Source organism: Lysobacter rhizosphaerae, from assembly GCF_054779795.1.
Window position 1 is genome coordinate 23,331 of the sequence record NZ_BAAGXO010000001.1, and the last position, 18,241, is coordinate 41,571.

Consider the following 18,241-nt stretch of genomic DNA (forward strand, 5'->3'; position numbering starts at 1 on the left):
CGAGCAGAGCGGTTGGCATGCGAATTGGCGCACGTGTTGGCACGCATGTTGGCCGGCAGGCGCATTAAGCAAAGTCAAGGGAATGTCTCGCAAAGGAAGGCAGTACATCGGTGTTTCGCTTGTCGAACTTGGGGAAACGGCGAAGCCTGTTTTCAGCACTGTGGGTGACCCGGGTTGCCCAAAGCATCTGTTGGCATCTGGTACCTGGGCCCCTCATCCGTGCAACTCGTCCGGCAGGCAGTACTGCCCGATTCGATGGCAGGGCTTCCGGTCGATCACCCCTGTGTTGGATGACACGCTGGGCGTTGCGACCAAAGGCGACGTCGCCCCGCACGGTGCCGGACACCGGACGCCGATCGTTTCGTAGCCGAGCGTCCTCAACCCGATGCCGCCACGTTGGACATGGCACAACCTGTGCCGTGTGCCGTTCTCTTGCTGCTGGATTCGCGCATCGAAGATCTGCATCACACTTCTCCTGAGAGATGCGTTGGCATCTGACAAAATTTCGTCAGTTATTGCCGTGTTGTGTACACGTTCTGCAATGACGATCTCACTGCGCCGGATTTGGCCGCTGATCTAATGCGCCCACTTTCCACCGGCTGAATAGGGACAAGAGCAGGGCAATCGAAAAGGTTGCGCGCTCACGAAGTCGCCGGGGTTGAGGGGAACAAAAAGCTCCACAAAAAGCGGGATCGCCGCAGCCTGCGCCTTGCAGGTTGCAAGGTGATGCGCAGCCGTGGCCAGGGAACTGTGAGGCGGATCGCATGAAGAAGGTTTTTTCGTGGGCAGTCGTACCGCTCCTGCTGATGGGGATCTGCGCGCAGGCGTGGGCGCAGGACGGCTATCGCGAGCAGATGAAGGGCCTGGACGAGCAGGTGCAGGGGGTCAAGTCCGACGTCCTGTCCATCGCCGCCGAGCTCAACCAGCTTGAAGAGAAGCTGCTGTATCCGTCCGACACTCACCTGGCGGTGTTCGTGCAACTCGCCAAGGGCGATACGCTGCGCCTGGATTCCGTGGACGTGCAGGTCGATGAGCAACCTGCAACGCACTACATCTACAGCTTCAAGGAGCTCGAAGCCCTGCAGAAGGGGGGTGTGCAGCGCCTGTATACCGGCAACATCGCCAGCGGGGCGCACCAGATCCAGGTAACGGTGAACGGCAAGCTCGCCAACGGCCAGGAGTACACCCGTAGCGAGACGGCCGCGTTCACCAAGGCGATCAAGCCCACGCTTCTCGGCGTGACCGTGTCCGGCGATTCCGTCAGCGTCGCGAACTGGTAAGACCTGATGCGGCGCGCGTCCACCCTCTCGTTGGGACTTGCACTGGCCGTGCTGCCTGGGATTCGTCCCTGTGCGGCCGCCGATGCGAATCCGGCTGCGGTACAGGACCTGTACTTCGGCGAGGCCTTGTACAACGCCTATCAAGGTCGCTGGTTCGAAGCCTTGCAGCGTCTCGATACCGAGTTGGCGCAGCACAAACGCGTGGACGAAAAGACCCTGGACTCCCTGTATCCGTTGATCGGACAGGCAGAGTTCTCGGTCGGCGACTTCGAACTGAACTACCGCATGCATAGCCGCGCCGGGCGCGCGATCAAGGCGGTGCTGGAAGCGGATGTGCCTGACGAAGTACGCAATGAGGCGGCTTTCCGCCTGGCGCGCATCCACTTCCAGAAGGGCCAGCCGCAGGACGCGATGCAGGCGCTGGAACGAATTCACGGAGACGTGCCCGAGGAAATCCGCGACGAGATCGAGTTCCTGCGCGCCAATACCTACCTTGCCATGGGCCAGCCCGCCGAAGCGGCGGCCGTGTTGAAGCCGTTGCAGGACGCGAAGGGCCTCGCGGGCTTCTCCGAGTACAACTACGGCATCGCGCTGCTGCAGGACGGCAAGACGAACGACGGCCTCCAGCAGTTGGCGAAGGCCGGCGAACCACGACACGACGATCCGAAGGAGGTCGTCGCGATCCGCGACAAGGCCAACATGGTGATCGGGCGTCTGATGCTCGAGTCCAACGACTTCGCCAACGCCCAGCGCTACTTCGATCGCGTCAGCCTCGAGGGGCCGTATTCCAACCAGGCGCTGCTCAGTGCCGGCTGGGCCGATGCCCAGGCTGGAAACTTCCAACGTGCGCTGGTGCCGTGGAAGATTCTTGCCGCGCGCGACTCGACCGACAGCGCCGTGCAGGAAGCGAAGTTGGCCCTGCCTTATGCCTACGGCAAATTGAACCTGCATGGCCGCGCCGCGGTGCTGTACGACGAGGCATTGACCTCCTTCGGTGCGGAGCTGCAGAAGCTGGACGCATCCACTCGGAGCGTGCGCGAGGGCGCTTTCCTCAAGGCGCTGGTGCGGGAGGAAATCCACCAGGACGCGCTGTGGGTGGTGAAACTCCGCGAGTTGCCGGACACGCCCGATACCTTCTACCTGACCGCGCTGATGGCGTCGCACGACTTCCAGACGGCGCTGCAGAATTACCTCGACCTCGATGACCTGCACCGCAAACTGGAATCCTGGCAGTCGAGCTTCGACGCCTTCGATGACCTGATCGCCCAGCGCCGCGATTATTACGAGCCGCTGTTGCCCGGCATCGACAAGCAGTTCCGCGAACTGGATTCGCAATACAAGTTGCGGCTGGAGCAGCGCGACAACCTAGCACGGCGCCTCAACGATCAGCTCACGAAGCCGAGGCCGGAACTGCTCGCCAAGGCCGACGAACGCATCCTGCTGGAACGCATCCGCGCCACGGAGACAGCGCTCGCGCGTCTTCCGCAAGAACAGCGCGGCGAACTCGCGGAGCGCACCGAACGCCTGCGTGGTGTGATCAGCTGGAAGCTCCGCACCGAGTACCCAGATCGCCTGACCGAGGCGTACGAGCACCTGGCGCTGCTGGACACGGACCTTGAAGCCTTGCAGGTCCGCTACCAGTCCTTCGTGCGTGCGCGGCAGGCGAGTGTCCACGCCTATACCGGTTACGACGACGGCATCCTGGACCTGCGCAACCGCGTGCGCGATGCGTTGGAGCGCGTGAATCAATTGCAGAAGCAGCAGGGCTCGCTGATCGAGGCCGTGGCCATCACCGAGCTGACGGCACGCACCGAGCGCCTGAAGGGCTATCAGGTCCAGGCGCGCTATGCCGTTGCGGACAGCTATGACCGCGCCAACCAGGCGCAGGGCGCGACAGCGCCACCGAGCGCACCGGCAGCACCGGCGGCACCTGCCGAGGGGGGCAAATGAGGTTTCGCCTTCGCCACAGCGTGATCGCGGTGCAGCTCGTGCTGCTGGCTGCCTGCGCGCATACCGAGCGCGCCGGCACGCTGGCCTCCTTGCGCCGGATGGAGCCTGACACCACCGATGTGCGTGTCGACCAGGGTCTCGAGAAGGCCATGGTGGGCTATCGCCAATTCCTGCAGGAAACACCGGCCGGCGAGCGTACGCCGGAGGCGATGCGTCGCCTTGCCGACTTGCAGCTGGAAAAGGAGTACGGAGTACGCGGCACCACCGAAATCGTGGTTGACCGCGCTCAGCCGGCTGCAGGTGTCGCAGCGACCGCGCGCACCGCGGATGCGAAGCCCGTGCAGTTGGCCGCGCCCGAAGCGGTCACGAAGATCGCGGCGGCTTCCCATGCCACCGGCAAGGCCACCGCCGGCGCCGCTGCGCCTGCCGACATCGAGCGGCAGGCCGAGCAGCGCGCGGCGACGGGGCAGGACATCGCTACCACGGCCACTTCCGGTGTTGCAGCAACGGAGGCGGGCCCGCTCGAAGCGATCCAGCTGTACGACAAGCTCCTCGCCGAATTCCCCAACTACGCCTACCGCGACCAGGTGCTCTACCAGAAGGCCCGCGCCTACGACGAACTCGGTCGTGTCGACGAGGCGATGGCGGTCATGGAGCAGCTGGTCAAGGGCGACCCCAACTCCGCGCTCGCCGATGAAGTGCAATTCCGTCGCGGCGAGCGGTTCTTCGTTCTGCGCAAGTACCGCGATGCCGAGAACGCCTACCAGAGCGTCGTGGCGAAGGGTCCGGTCTCGGAGTACTTCGAGCTTTCGCTGTTCAAGCTGGGCTGGTCGTTCTACAAGCAGGATGCGTTCGAGGAAGCGCTGCACCGCTACTTCGCGTTGCTCGACAACAAGGTGTCCAAGGGCTTCGATTTCGATGCGAAGCACACGCCAGCCGAAGACAGCCGCGTCGAGGACACCTTCCAGGTCACCGCGCTGTCCTTCTCCAATCTCGGCGGGCCTGAGGTCATCGGCGAGTATTTCGGCGAGTTCGGCCACCGCCCCTATGAGGACCGCGCGTATCGCTACCTGGCCGAGTTCTACCTCTCCAAGCAGCGCTACCAGGATGCCGCCAAGGTCCTGACGGACTTCGTCGGGCTCTACCCGTTCCACGCGTCGTCGCCGGATTTCAGCCTGCGCACCATCGGCATTTACGAGACGGGCGGCTTCCCGCTGCTCGTGGTCGAGGCCAAGCGCGGCTTCGCGGCCAGCTACGGGCTGAAGTCCGAGTACTGGAAGCACCAGTCCATCGGCAAGCGGCCGGATGTAGTGGCTGCGCTCAAGTCCAATCTGATGGACCTGGCGAACTACTACCACGCGCGTTACCAGGATCCGAAACAGGCTGCGGAAAAGGCGCAGAGCTTCACCGAAGCCTCGCGCTGGTACGGCGAATTCCTCGATTCGTTCCACGACGACCCGGCGGCGCCGGGTGCGAACTACCAGTTTGCGGACCTGCTGCGCGAGAACGGCAACTTCCGTTTGGCGGCGGCGCAGTACGAGCGTACTGCCTACGACTATCCGGCTCACGAGAAGGCCGCAGCCGCGGGTTACGCTGCGATCTTCGCGCACCGCGAGAACCTCAAGGTGGTGGCCGCGTCCGAGCAGGAGGAGAGCAGGCGCGCGACCGTGGCCAGCTCGCTGCGTTTTGCCGACACCTTCCCGCAGCATGAGCAGGCACCCACCGTGCTGGTTGCCGCCGCGCAGGACCTGTTCGATCTGAAGGACCATGCCGCCGCGCGCAATGCCGGGCGCAAGCTGCTGGAGAAATTCCCGGCCGCGACGCAGGAGTTGAAGCGCACAGCCTGGACGGTGGTGGCGCATTCGTCGTTCGAGCTGGCGGACTACCCGGTGGCGGAGCAGGCCTACGTGCAGGTCCTGGCAATGACGCCTGCAAGCGACGCGTCGCGGGCCGACCTGGTCGAGAACCTCGCGGCCTCGATCTACAAGCAGGGCGAGGCGGCCAACACCGCCGGCGATTACCGCGCCGCTGCCAACCACTTCCTGCGCATCAAGGATGCGGCGCCGACCTCGAAGATCCGTGCCGGCGCCCAATACGACGCGGGCGCGGCGCTGGTGCGCTTGCAGGACTGGAAGGGTGCCGCCACGGTGCTGGACGAGTTCCGTCGCGACAACCCCACGCACGCGCTGGTGAAGGAAGCGACGCAGCAGATCGCCAATGCCTTGCGCCAGGCCGGCGATCTGGCGAGCGCGGCGGGCGAATACGAGCGCGTCGCCGACGGCGCCACCGATCCGAAGCTGCGCGCCGAGGCCCTGCTGACGGCCGGCCAGTTGCACGAAGACGCGAAGGACTTCGATCGTGCGCTCGCGGTTTACACCCGCTACGTCGGCGAGTTCCCGAATCCGGTCGAGGATGCGGTGGAAACACGCAACCGCATGGCGGAGATCCACAAGACGCGCGGCGACGACGCCCGCTACCGCGCCGAACTGCAGAAGATCGTGCAGGCGGATGCCAGCGCGGGCACCGGGCGCAGCAATCGCACGCGCACGCTCGCCGGTCGCGCCGCATTGGTGCTGACCGAACCGCTGTACGCCGGCTTCGCGGCGATCGAGCTCAAGCAGCCGTTCGAGAAGAGCATGGCCGCCAAACAGAAGGCCATGTCGGCGGCCATCAAGGGCTTCAACGCCCTGGTGCCTTACGAGACTCCCGATGTCACCGCCGCCGCCACGTTCTACATGGCCGAGGTGTACGCCGGTTTCAGCCAGTCGCTCAACCAGTCCGAACGACCGGCCGGCCTCAAGGGCGCGGAACTGCAGGACTACAACGACCAGCTGGACGAGATGGCATTCCCCTTCGAGGAGAAGGCCATCGACCTGCACAAGAAGAACCTCGAGCTGATGCAGGCCGGCGTCCACGCTCCGTGGATCGAGAAGAGCCTGACGCGCCTGGCGCAATTGTCTCCGGCCCGCTATGCGCGCACCGAAGTGAGCAGCGGTTTCGTCGCTTCGCCGGAAAAATACGAATACATCCAGCCGGCCCCGCCGCCCCCCACCGAAACCAAGCCCACCCAGTCAGTTGAAGCCAGCGACGTCGGAAGCGCTGCCGCGCCCGCCGCTCCAGCCGGCAATGGAGATGCCGATGCGCATTGATCCGACGTACCGGCGCGCAGCCCGCCATGCCGCGCGCCTGGCCGCGATATCGCTGGTCTATTTTGCTGCCACGGCCATGGCGGCACGCAAGGAAGGCCCCGGCGTGCACGCCACCGCCACCGGCTTCACCATCGTGGAGTCGGCCAAGGTCGATGGCGCGACGCGGGCGGACTACGCGCGCGCGGCCGGCCTGCTTGCGCAGGAGCGCTACGCAGAGGGCATCGCCTTGATGCAGGCGGTCGTGGCGAAGCAGCCCAAACTCACCGCCGCGCACATTGACCTTGGCATCGCCTACGCGAAAACCGACGAGCTGGACAAGGCCGAAGCGAGCCTGAAACAGGCGGTCGAACTGCAACCGCAGCATCCGGTCGCCTGGAACGAGCTGGGTCTGGTGCAGCGCCGCCTCGGCAAGTTGAGTGACGCGCGCACTTCCTACGAGAAATCGCTCGCCGCCGCGCCGGGTTTCCATTTCGCGAGGCTCAACCTCGCCGTGCTCTGCGACATGTACCTCGCGGACCCGTCCTGCGCACTGGAGAACTACCTCATCTACCAGCAGGTCGTGCCTGGCGACAAGCAGGTGGCGGGCTGGATCGCCAACGCCCGTTCGCGGGTCGAAAAGGGAGCGAAGTGATGCTGCGCGCGACTCTGTGCATGTGCCTGTTGCTGCCAATGGCGGCGTTCGCCGCCGAACCGGCGCCGCAGGATGCGAAGGCCGAAGCCAAACCCGCCAAACCCGCCAAGCCCGGCGCAACGAAACAGTCGGGCAAGGCGAGCGACAGCATGGTGCTGTCCGGCATGTCCATCGTCGGCAACGACGAGGCGCCGAAGGAACTCGTCATCGTGCCGTGGAAGAGCTCGCAGCTGGGCGATGCGCCCGGAATCTCGCGCCTTCTCGACGATGCCACGCAGCCTGTCGACAAAGACGTGTTCATGCGCGAGCTCGCGTACTACGGGCTCAAGTCCGCCGAACCGGGCGACAAGTGAGCTAGCGCTTCAACAACCTTTTCTACCGATCTTCAACGACTCCAGTGAGGGCAGTGCCATGGGTTTGATTCAATCAGTAGCGCATTTCTTCGAGGCCGGCGGCAAGATGATGTTGCCGATCCTGCTCGTCGGCCTGGTGGGCCTGGCGATCGCGATCGAACGCTTTGTCACCATCGCCCGCGCGCAGGCGCAGACCAAGCGCATGTGGGCGCAGGTTGAGCCATCGCTCGGCGAAGGCGACTTCGACAAGGCCCGCAAGATCGTCGATGAAGACAAGGACAACACGCCGCTTGGGCGCCTGCTCGGCGCCGGCCTGGCCATGCAGGGCGCGGTGCGCCGCCGCGACGATGTCGAGAAGGCGATGCAGGAAGGCATCATGGAAATCGTGCCGCGCCTTGAAAAGCGCACGCATTACCTCGGCACCTTCGCGAACCTCGCGACCCTGGTCGGCCTGCTCGGCACCGTCTCCGGCCTCATCAGCGCGTTCAGCGCGGTGGCGATGGCCAACCCGGCGGAGAAGGCCAACATGCTGTCGGCCAGCATCTCCGAAGCGATGAACTGCACGGCGTTCGGCCTCGGCACCGCGGTTCCGCTGCTGTTCCTGCACGCGTTCCTGACGTCACGGACCCAGCACCTGGTCGAGAGCCTGGAAATGGCCGCGATCAAGTACCTGAACGTCCTGACGCTGCGCACCAATCGCATCGCGCAGCAGGGCCCCGTCCAGAACATCCGGGCCGCCTGAAGGCAGGAACAGGAGAGACGACGCCATGGCCCTGATGCCCCGCCGCAAGCCACCGGCCAAACCGGTCGAGCTGATGCTCGTGCCGATGATCGACATCTTCACCGTGATGGTCACGTTCCTGCTGATGACGGCGGTGTTCTCGCGCATTTCGATCATCCAGCTCGACCTGCCGAGTGCGTCCTCCGCCGCGCCCACCGAACCGGCCTTCCGTCTCGAAGTGATGGTGCGCAAGGAAGGGCTGGAGCTGACCAACGGTCGCGACACGATCGCCGTGTTGCCCGTGGAGAACGGGGTTTATCCGCTCGAGAAGTTGTCGCTCCTCGCCGCCGACCTCAAGGGCCAGCACGTGGAAGTCGACACGGCTTCGGTGCTGATGGCCCCGGACGTGGCCTACGACCATCTGGTGCAGGTGATGGACGCGGTCCGCAGCACGGACCTCGCAACCGCCAACAGCCATGGCTTCACCGGCACGCCCGATGAGCGCGGCCGCATTTCAATGTTCCCGAAGGTCGCCGTGGGAGACGCACCATGAGGATGTCGCTGAACCCGTTTCGTGGCGCACGCAGGAAGCACGAGGATGTCGAGCTCAACCTGATCCCCATGATCGACATCATGTCGGTGATGGTGGCGTTCCTGCTGATCTACTCGACCGAAGTAGAGGTGGTCCAGAACGCCAAGGGCGTGGAGGTTCCTATCTCCACCGCCGAGGCCAAGCCCGCCGAGACCGTGGTGGTGACGATCACCCAGGACATGCTGCTCGTGCAGGGCGAAGTGATCGCCACGATGGACCAGGTCCGCGATCCGAAGACCGCGCTGATCGAGCCGCTGCGCGAGTACCTGTCGCGCCCATTGACCACCAGGAGCGGCGCCGCGCAACAGGCCGCGCTCGCCCACCGCGAAATCACCGTGCTGGCCGACAAGAGCCTGCCTTACGAGGTGATCCGCAAGGTGATGACGACCTGCACGGCGGCCGCCTACGACAAGTTGTCGCTCGCCGTGCTCGAGAAGGGCGGCAGCAGCGCCCCGGCCGGCGGTTGAGTCAGAACAAGTGACCGATACCAAGACCATGGAACTCGAAACCATCCAGGATGCCGCGGCCCAGAGCCCGCTCGACGAACGGATCGCGCACGCACGTGCGCGACTCGCCGAACTTGCGTGCGACCTCGCCGCGGTCGATGACGAGCTCGAATCCTTCGCCGGGGTGCGCTCCCAGCATCAGGTGCTGGAGCAGGCGTGCCGTGCGCTGGAGGAGCTGGACCAGGCTGGCGCTGCGGCCCTGTTCTGGGAAGGGCTCTCCGCGCAGGACGAATGGCCCGGGCACATCGCGCGTGCGCGTCGCCGTACCGAGTCCGTGCGCGCTCGCATCGCCGATATCGATGCGCGTCGCTGCGGCCTGGTGGAGCGGATCGGCGAGGAGAACGAGCAGCTCTACCTGCTCGAGGACGAAGCCTTCGAGTACCAGGAAGAGCTCGATCGCCTGCGCAACGAATGGATCGTCGAGCGCGAGCTGCAGACGGAGCGTGCGCGCCCGCACCTCATGCTGTGGACGCGTGGCGAAGAGGACCGGCGTTCGCGCAAGGGCCTGGCTATCGCGCTGTGCGTCTGGCTGGTGATGGTGATCGTGTTCCCCTTCATCCACGTTCCGCAGAAGATCGTCCCCGCGGCCGAGAAATTGCCGGAACGCGTGGTCACCGTGATCCCCGAGACCAAGAAGCTGGAGGAGGCCCCGCCGCCGCCGCCGGAACTCACCAAGCCGGTGGTGAAAAAGGTCGAGCCCAAGCCGATGAGGCCGACCGCGAAGGTCGAACCGCAGCCCGTTCCGAAGCAGCCGCAGGCGTCGAAGCCGCAGGGCATCCTGGCGTTCAAGGACAGCCTGGCAGCGGTGGACGACCTGCCTGCCGTGGCCGAGCTCGGCAAGTCCGCGAAGCTCAGTGCCGACACCGGCGCGGCGCGTCCGGAACGCGCCATGCTGGCCAGCAATGCGCCGGGAAGCAGTGGTGGCATCAACCTGTCCTCGCAGAGCCGCAGCTTCGGCAGTGGCGGTGGCGAGCGCGGAGCCATCAAGGGCGCGGCGCTGACCAGGGCCTCGAGTGGAATCAACGCGATCGCGTCCGCGGACAACAACAAGTCGGTTGGTGCCAGCGGCAAGGGAGGACGTTCCGGCGAGGAGATCCAGATCGTCTTCGACCGCTACAAGGCTGCGCTGTACCGGCTGTACCAGCGCGAGCTTCGTCGTGATTCCACGTTGCAGGGCAAGGTCATCCTGCGCCTGACCATCCAGCCGGACGGCAGTGTTTCGATGGTCCAGGTGCAGTCGTCGGAAATGGATGCGCCGGACCTGACCTCCGGCATCGTGGAGCGCGTCAAGGGCTTCAACTTCGGCGCGAAGGACGTGCCTGCGGTAACGATCGTGTACCCGATGAATTTCCTGCCGTCTGGTTGAGACGACGCGTCGAAACGCGCGTTTCAAAGCAAAAAAACGCAATACGACAAAGGCAAAACCACCGAAAGGTGGCGACGCAAAGTCACCGGCCTGTCGGGCGCGCAAAGCGCCCCATGGCAGCGGGACCGCCGGAACCTGCGCCCGAAGCGCAGGCATTCCCTTGGTCCGTCGGTGGCTTGCGTCGCACGCGAACGGAGTGAGGGTGTATGGATCTGGGGCTCGCACGCAAAGCAGGAACAGGCAAGAGCTGGATTCGCATCCAGCTGTGCGCCTTGTTGGTGCTGCTCGGCACGACGTTTGGCGCATATGCGGCGGACTGCGTTGCCGATTACGGCGGCGTGATCGACGGCAACGTGGTCAACCCCGCCCCCAGCCAGTTGACCATCGACGGCAACTGCGTCATCCGGAACTTCCAGCAGCCGAACCCGCTCAATACCAACATCAGTTTCTATACGTCGCCAGGTCAGAACGACGACCGGTGGCTGGTGGTGTTCGACAACGTCGACTTCACCATGGGCAACATCGCGTGCGACGCCGTGCACCAGCACCACATCTGGTTCGTCAACGGCTCGCTGCAGCGTGTGCGGCCGAACTGCCAGAACTTCCTGGTCCCGGTGGAGTCGATCAACAAATCCGCGCCGTCGTACGCGGCCGTGGGCGTGCCGTTCACCTACCGGCTACTGATTCCCGTCCTGATCGATCCGTCCAGCGGCACGGTGGTGCTCAACGGTGCCTCACAGAACGATCTGCACGGCATCACCTTGTACGACAACATCGGCTTTGATCCGGTCACCGTGTACCTCAACGGGCTGGATGACGGCGACCCAAGCACGCCGCCGGCGCAGCTGCCCACCGTGATTCCCGGCACGGGCGTCGACATGAGCCTGGTCGGCACGCCCAGCGTGCGCTGGTGCACGGACCTGTCCTGCACGACGCTGGGCGCGCCCATCAATCCGAACATCGTCGCCAATGCGAATGGCCTGATCGAATTCCACTTCCCGCCGGGCTTCATCCTGCCCAAGGGCGGGCGGCTGGCGATCGACATCACCACCGTGCTCAACGACAACCCGAGTGTCAATGTCCTCGGGAAGTCCTTCGTAAACACGGCCATCTGGCAGTTCGGTCGCCTCATCGACAGCACGTTCTATACCCCGCTGCCCGGCGAGAACGGCATCTCCAATCCGACGCAGATCGCCGGGCCGAACCTGGTCGTCAACAAGACCGGTAGCGCGGCGCTCGGTAGTGGCGGACTGAACCTCGGCCAATGGGGCGACTTCACCGTCGACGCGGTGAACACGGGCCAGTTCGACGCATGGAATGTCACGCTGCTCGACCGCCTGCCCGACGGCCCGAACGGCGGCATGTGCGACATGACGCCGCAGATCACGAGTGTCCAGCTCGGCGGCACGGCGTTGACCGAAGGCGTGCATTACACGCGCTCCTATACCGCGGCGCCCACCTGCGAGCTGAGCCTGAAGTTCCTCGACGCCGCGGGCCCGATCGCCCCCGGGCAGCACCTGGTGGTGCAGTACCGCACCAAGCTGGACGCCAACAGCCAGAACGGCGTCACCCTCACCAACGTCGCCGGTGCGACGAGCTGGTTCAACGACCGCAGCAGCAATCCCGCGCGCGTCGAGGTGACCCGCACGCTCACCAACGGCACGGTCGGCATCGACGACCACGAGGACGCGCACTCGCTCGCGGTCCTGCTGTCGGGCTACTTCTACGAGAAGACGGTGCGCGACCTCACCAGCGGCGACGATCCGGCGAGGACCGCCACGCCCGGTGACGTGCTGCATTACACCCTGCGCCTGCAGGCGACGAAGTCCGGGTTTACCGACGCCCTCTTCCGCGACCAGCTGCCGCCGGACTTCGTGCCCGGCTCGCTGGTGTTCACCTCGGTGCCGGCCGGTACGGTCAACAACAGCAATCCGGCCACGGGCCTGATCGATATCCGCGGCATCGACGTGGCGGCGGGCAATGAAGCGCGCGTCGAATTCAACGTGACGCTGCTCCCGACGCTGGCCAACCGCCACTTGGTCGTGAACCAGGCGCAGTTGCTCAGCAGCACAGGGACGTTCCTGGCGGACAGCGACGACCCGACCGTCAACGGCCAGGCGGATCCCGATCCTGCGGTGGACGACGAAGATCCCACCGTGGTGCGCATCGGCGCGCCGCCGGTCCCGCCCACCAAGGCGCTGCTGTCGCCGGCCAACGGCGAAGCCACCATTGGCGAGGAGCTGGTCTATCGCATCGCCGTGCCCGGCCAGGCGCGTAATTCGCCGATGTACGACGTGCAGGTCACGGACGTGCTCAGCGCCGATCTCGAGTACGTCAGCGCGACCGTATCCGTGGGCGGTGTCGTCAATGGCGCGGGCGTGGTGAATTCGAGCACCGCCTCGCAGCTGGACATCGCGATCGACCAGATTCCGACGGGCCAGCAGGCCTTCGTCGACGTGCGCGTGCGGGTGCGCAACGTGCTCGGCGCGCAGGAAGGCGTCGACGTCAGCAATACGGCTTCGGTCACCTACGCGGAAAGCGACAGTGGTCCGCGCGAACCCGCGCTCACGACCAATGCCGTGGTCTTCAACATCGTCGAACCGACGGTGAGGATCGCCAAGGTCGCCGATCGCGCCATCGCGGCCGTCAACGACGTCATCCGTTACACCGTCACGCTGACGGCGGCGAGTGGCGTTGATGCCTCTGGCGCATTCGATGTGTCGCTCACCGATACGCTCGGCGCGGGCCTGCAGTACGCCGGCAATCCGACGGTCACCGGCACCGGCAACACGATCGGTGCTCCCGTCGTCACCGGCACTGGCAGTGCCGCCGCACCGCAGACGCTGGTGTGGAGTCTGGCCGACGGCAATGCCGACATCGACATCGCCGAGGGCGCGTCGATCCAGGTTTCCTACGACGTGCGCGTGCTGAACTCCGTGCTCGCCGACCAGGACCTGATCAATACCGCCGTGGCGCGTTGGACCGGTATCGACGGTGCAACGGTCGTGGAACGTACGGGCGCCGATGGCCCCGGACAACTCAATGACTACGTGACGTCCCCGGCCTCGAGCACGGTGACCACGCCTGGTGCGCGTCCGTCCAAGGTCGTCACGTCCCCGGCATCGGGCCTGGCGACGATTGGCGAAGACGTCGTCTACACCATCACGGTGCCCAGTGCGCCGAGCAGCAGCGCGCTGTTCGATGTCGCCGTCGCCGATACGCTGGACGCGAACCTCGAATTTGTCGGGGCGACCGTGACCGGCGTAGCGGGCGCCAACACCGGCGGCAGTACGCCGACGCAGATGAGCGTCGTCATTCCGCAGATCCCCGCGGGCCAGCAGGCGACCATCGAGTTGCGCACCCGCGTGCGCAACCTCCTGTCCGCCCAGCAGGGCGTGCAGGTCAACAACACCGTTTCCTATACCTACGCGACCAGCCCGGGCGGCACCGCGAAGGCACCGCTGCTCAGCGCCCCCGCGACGTTCACGATCGTCGAACCGACCCTGAGCGTGACCGAGACCGGCGACAAGACCACCGCCGGCGGTGGTGATGTCGTGCGCTACACCGTGACCCTGGCGGCGGCCGGCGATGCGAATGCGTCGGACGCCTTCGACCTGCATCTGGTCGATACCCTTGCGGTAGGCCTCCAGTACGCCGGCAATCCGATCGTTACCGGTACCGGCAACACCCTGGGCGCGCCGGTGATCACGGGCAACGGCACGGCGGGCAATCCGTACGTGCTCAGCTGGAGCACGGCCGCCGGCAACGCCGACATCAACGTGGCGAAGGGCACGTCCGTGCAGGTCAGCTACGACGTGCGCGTGGCGAACAATATTGCCGCCCTGACGTCCCTGGCCAACAGCGTGGTCGTGGACTGGACCGGCCTCGATGGCAACAGCACCTTCGAGCGCCACGGCGCCGGTTGCCCGAACTGGACGGCGCCCAACGACTATTGCATCGGGCCGGCATCGTACGCGGTGCTCACCGATCCGCCGCGACTCGACTTCACCAAGACCGTGGTCAGCCCCATGCCCGCGCATCCGGGCGACGTGGTGCGGTACCGCGTGCAACTGAGCAACCTCAGCGACGTCAGCGCCGCCGGCATCTCGCTGGTCGACGAACTCGATGCGCTCAACAATCCGGCGAAGTTCGTGCCGGGCACGCTGGCGCTGGTCGGCGCGCTGCCGGCGGGCGCGGTGAACAACACCAATGCCAATGGCGGTGCGAAGGGCACCGGCTTGATCGACATCGGCAATCTCACGCTGGGCGCAGTGGGGTCGGGTTCGGAAACCGTGACCGTCGAATACACCGTGCAACTCGTGCCGGTGATCGCCAACGGCAGCGTCGTGCTCAACCAGGCCCGCGCGCAGTTCGGCACCCTGCTGCTGCAGCTCAGCGACGACCCGAGCGTCAACGGTCCGGCCAACCCGGACGTCTCCGGCGACGAGGATCCGACCCGCCTGCCGATCGAATCCGCGCCGCAGCTGGTGATCGAGAAGGTACCGACCTACCTGGGCGCGAATCCGAACGTGCTGATGGCAGGCGATTCGCTGCGCTACACCATCACCGTGCGCAATACCGGTACCGATCATGCGCATGGCGTGGTCCTGCGCGACCTCGTGCCGGCCAACACCACGTACGTGGCGGGCACCGCGACGCTCAACGGTCTGACCCTGGCCGATGGCCCCAACGGCTCGCCGCTGATCAACGGCATCGGTATCAACTCGCCGGTCGAGACGACCGTGGGTGTGGTCCGTGCCGACAACCCGGCCAATGCCGCCGACAACGTCGTCACCATCACCTTCAACGTCACCGTCGACGCGGGCGCGGTGGACGGCACCATCATTGCCAACCAGGCCTTCGCCACGGGCACCGACGTCATCGGTGAAGTGCCCTCGGACGATCCGCGCACGCCGGTCGTCAACGACCCGACCCGCGACGTGGTCGGCAACTCGCCGCTGATGTATGCCGAGAAGCTGGTGGCGCTGCGCATCGACAACGGCGCGCCGGGCGTGGTGGAACCGCTCGACACGCTGCGCTACACCATCCGCATCTACAACAACGGCAAGGCGCCCGCCACGCAGGTGATGCTGCGCGACAACGTGCCGCAGTACACGAGCTGGGTCGCCAACTCGCTCACCCTGAACGGCCAGCCCGTCGGCGTGCCCGATGGCGGTGTGTCGCCGCTGATTGCCGGCATCAACGTCGGCACGCTCAATCCGGGCCAGGTTGCGGTCGTGCAGTTCGACCTGCAGGTCAACGCTGGCACCGCCAATGGCACGGTGATCTCGAACCAGGCCACGGTAGCCAGCGTCGAAGTACCGCGCCTGCTGACCGATGGCGACGGCAATCCGGCGACCGGCCCCGAACCGACCGTCGTGGTCGTCGGCGGCACGCAGATGCTGACCATCAGCAAGCAGGTCGCGGTGGTGGGCGGCGGCATGGCCCTGCCGGGTGCCGAAGTCGAATACGTCGTCACCGTGCGCAACATCGCGCCGATGCCGGCCACGCTGGTGCAGGTCGTGGACGACCTCAACGCCTCCGCGCCGGGCCAGCTCATCTACGTCAACGGCTCGGCCGCCCTCGATGGCAGCACCGCTGGCATCACGGTGGTGGGCTCGGCGATCACGGCCGATTACGCCGGCAGCCACGGTGATCTCGCACCGGGCGCATCGGCCACGCTGCGCTTCCGCGCCACCATCGCGTCCGGCCTCGCAGCCGGAACGCGCGTGACCAACACGGGCGTGGTGAGCTGGAACAACCCGACCCAGACCGCGAGCGCGAGCGTCTCGTTCGATGTCGGCGGCCGGATCGGCGTCGGCGTGCTTAGCGGCAAGGCCTGGCACGACGCCAACTTCAACAAGACGGCGGATGCGGGCGAACGCGTCCTCGCAGGCTGGAACGTGCAGCTGTATCGCAACAACCGCCTCGAACGCAGCACCTCCACCGATGCCAATGGCGCCTGGCAGATCGCCGGCGTGGCGCCGAACGACACGTCGTCTGAGGCGATGGAAGTGCGCTTCACCGCGCCGGGTGCCACTGCGACCACGGCCAAGCTCGGCTACGCGGATTCGGTGTTCAGCAACGACCTGCAGCGCATCCATGCGATGACCGTGCAGCCCGGCAGCAACCTGTTGAACCTCAACCTGCCGATCGAACCCAACGGCGTGGTCTACGAGTCCATGAACCGTGGCGCGATCCCGGGTGCGCGTCTGCGCATGCTCGATGCCTCGGGTGCCGCGCTGCCGGCCAGCTGCTTCGCCGATCCGGCGCAGCAGGGTCAGGTCACGCAGCAGGGCGGCTTCTACCGCTTCGACATGAACTTCGCCGATCCGGCGTGTCCGTCCGGTGCCAGCTACGTGTTCGAAGTCGCGCCGCCGTCGTCGAACTTCATCGCCGGTGCCTCGGCGCTGATTCCGCCGACCTCGGATGCGAGCACCGCGGCGTTCTCCGTGCCGAGCTGCCCGGCCGGCGTGAGCGATGCCATCCCCGGTACCACGCAGCGCTGCGAAGCGCAGCCGTCCGAATTCGCTCCGGCCACTTCGGTGCCGGCGCGTTCGGCAGGCACCGCCTACTACCTGCACCTGCGCCTGGACAACACGTTCGTGCCGGGCAGCAGCCAGATATTCAACAACCACATCCCGCTCGATCTCGACCTGAGCGGTGCGCTGTCGATCAGCAAGACCACGCCGATGAAGAATGTCGTGCGCGGCCAGCTGGTGCCGTACACCATCACGCTGCGCAACCTCTCGGGCTTGCAGTTGCGCGATGTGCGCGCGGTCGACTCCTACCCGGCGGGCTTCCGCTACGTGCCGGGTTCGGCGCGCATCGACAACGTGCCGACCGAGCCGGTGCAGAACGGGCGCGAGCTGACGTGGAGTGGTGTCGCGTTTGGTACCAGCGACGAACACACGATCACCCTGCTGTTGGCCGTCGGCGCCGGCGTGGGCGAGGGCGAGTTCGTGAACCACGCGCGCGTCTGGAACGGGCTCACCAACCGTCCGCTTTCCGGTGACGCCACCGCCACCGTGCGCGTGGTGCCGGATCCGACCTTCGACTGCACCGACGTCATCGGCAAGGTGTTCGACGACGCCAACCGCAATGGCCACCAGGACCAGGGCGAAGGCGGCTTGGGTGGCGTGCGCGTGGTGAGCGCGCGCGGCTTGGCGGCTACGACTGACGCGCACGGCCGTTATCACCTGACCTGCGCGGTAGTGCCGAACGAAGACCGCGGCAGCAACTTCGTGCTGAAGCTGGACGACCGCACCCTGCCCAGCGGCTACCGCCTCTCCACCCGCCAGACCGTGATCGCGCGCGCCACGCGCGGCAAGGCGCTGAGCATCGACTACGGTGCATCGGTCTTCCGCGTGGTGAGCCTGGACCTCAGCGACGAAGTGTTCGAACACGACGGCACGCAGCTGCGCCGTCAGTGGCAGCCGCGCATGCAGACGCTGATCGATGAACTGGTGAAGGAGCGCGCGGTACTGCGCCTGTCCTACCTGGCCGATCTCGAGAATCCGGATCTGGTCGAAGCGCGCCTGGCCGCGGTCAAGGCGAAGGTCACCGAGGCCTGGCCGACCGCCGGCGCCGACTACGAGCTCACGGTGGAACAACAGACGTTCTGGCGCCTCGGCGCGCCAGTGCAACGCCCGACGGGCAACCAGGGGGCGCGCAAGTGAACACCATGCCGAAG

General features: G+C 65.9%; 11 protein-coding genes and 1 riboswitch. Of the genes, 10 read left to right on the plus strand and 1 reads right to left on the minus strand.

The window, feature by feature from the left end; translation table 11 throughout:
* Positions 1–213 precede the first annotated feature (213 nt).
* Positions 214–465 (minus strand): hypothetical protein, encoded by a 252-nt coding sequence (locus ACYVGE_RS00115; RefSeq protein WP_460725950.1) that lies wholly within the window; start codon positions 463–465, stop codon positions 214–216.
* Positions 466–764: 299 nt separating this feature from the next.
* Here ACYVGE_RS00115 and ACYVGE_RS00120 point away from each other — a divergent pair, with 299 nt between their 5' ends.
* From ACYVGE_RS00120 to ACYVGE_RS00165, 10 genes are all read left to right on the plus strand, one after another.
* Positions 765–1,280 (plus strand): hypothetical protein, encoded by a 516-nt coding sequence (locus tag ACYVGE_RS00120; protein ID WP_460725952.1) that lies wholly within the window; start codon positions 765–767, stop codon positions 1,278–1,280.
* 6 nt (positions 1,281–1,286) lie between these two features.
* Positions 1,287–3,230, plus strand: a complete 1,944-nt coding sequence (locus ACYVGE_RS00125; protein ID WP_460725954.1) for a tetratricopeptide repeat protein — start codon at positions 1,287–1,289, stop codon at positions 3,228–3,230.
* A complete protein-coding gene (locus ACYVGE_RS00130) occupies positions 3,227–6,379 on the plus strand; it encodes a tetratricopeptide repeat protein (protein WP_460725956.1) in 3,153 nt (1,050 codons plus the stop codon). The genes ACYVGE_RS00125 and ACYVGE_RS00130 overlap by 4 nt, the downstream gene beginning before the upstream one ends.
* On the plus strand, positions 6,369–7,010 hold the full coding sequence (locus tag ACYVGE_RS00135; protein WP_460725958.1) for a tetratricopeptide repeat protein: 642 nt from the start codon (positions 6,369–6,371) through the stop codon (positions 7,008–7,010). Before ACYVGE_RS00130 ends, ACYVGE_RS00135 begins: the two co-directional genes overlap by 11 nt.
* Positions 7,010–7,363, plus strand: a complete 354-nt coding sequence (locus ACYVGE_RS00140; protein WP_460725960.1) for a hypothetical protein — start codon at positions 7,010–7,012, stop codon at positions 7,361–7,363. The genes ACYVGE_RS00135 and ACYVGE_RS00140 overlap by 1 nt, the downstream gene beginning before the upstream one ends.
* A 58-nt stretch (positions 7,364–7,421) precedes the next feature.
* Positions 7,422–8,105 (plus strand): MotA/TolQ/ExbB proton channel family protein, encoded by a 684-nt coding sequence (locus ACYVGE_RS00145; protein WP_460725962.1) that lies wholly within the window; start codon positions 7,422–7,424, stop codon positions 8,103–8,105.
* A 25-nt stretch (positions 8,106–8,130) separates the two neighbouring features.
* Positions 8,131–8,637 carry an ExbD/TolR family protein gene (locus tag ACYVGE_RS00150; RefSeq protein WP_460725964.1) on the plus strand — a complete coding sequence of 169 codons (507 nt, stop codon included), beginning with the start codon at positions 8,131–8,133 and terminating at the stop codon, positions 8,635–8,637.
* Positions 8,634–9,143, plus strand: coding sequence for an ExbD/TolR family protein (locus ACYVGE_RS00155; RefSeq protein ID WP_460725966.1), 510 nt, complete (start codon positions 8,634–8,636; stop codon positions 9,141–9,143). Before ACYVGE_RS00150 ends, ACYVGE_RS00155 begins: the two co-directional genes overlap by 4 nt.
* A gap of 10 nt (positions 9,144–9,153) precedes the next feature.
* On the plus strand, positions 9,154–10,548 hold the full coding sequence (locus ACYVGE_RS00160) for an AgmX/PglI C-terminal domain-containing protein (RefSeq protein ID WP_460725968.1): 1,395 nt from the start codon (positions 9,154–9,156) through the stop codon (positions 10,546–10,548).
* Between the two features lie 41 nt (positions 10,549–10,589).
* A riboswitch (cyclic di-GMP riboswitch) is annotated at positions 10,590–10,681 on the plus strand.
* A 73-nt stretch (positions 10,682–10,754) separates the two neighbouring features.
* The gene (locus ACYVGE_RS00165) at positions 10,755–18,227 is read left to right on the plus strand and encodes an isopeptide-forming domain-containing fimbrial protein (protein WP_460725970.1); all 7,473 of its coding nucleotides are present in this window, start codon (positions 10,755–10,757) and stop codon (positions 18,225–18,227) included.
* The last annotated feature ends 14 nt before the right edge of the window (positions 18,228–18,241 follow it).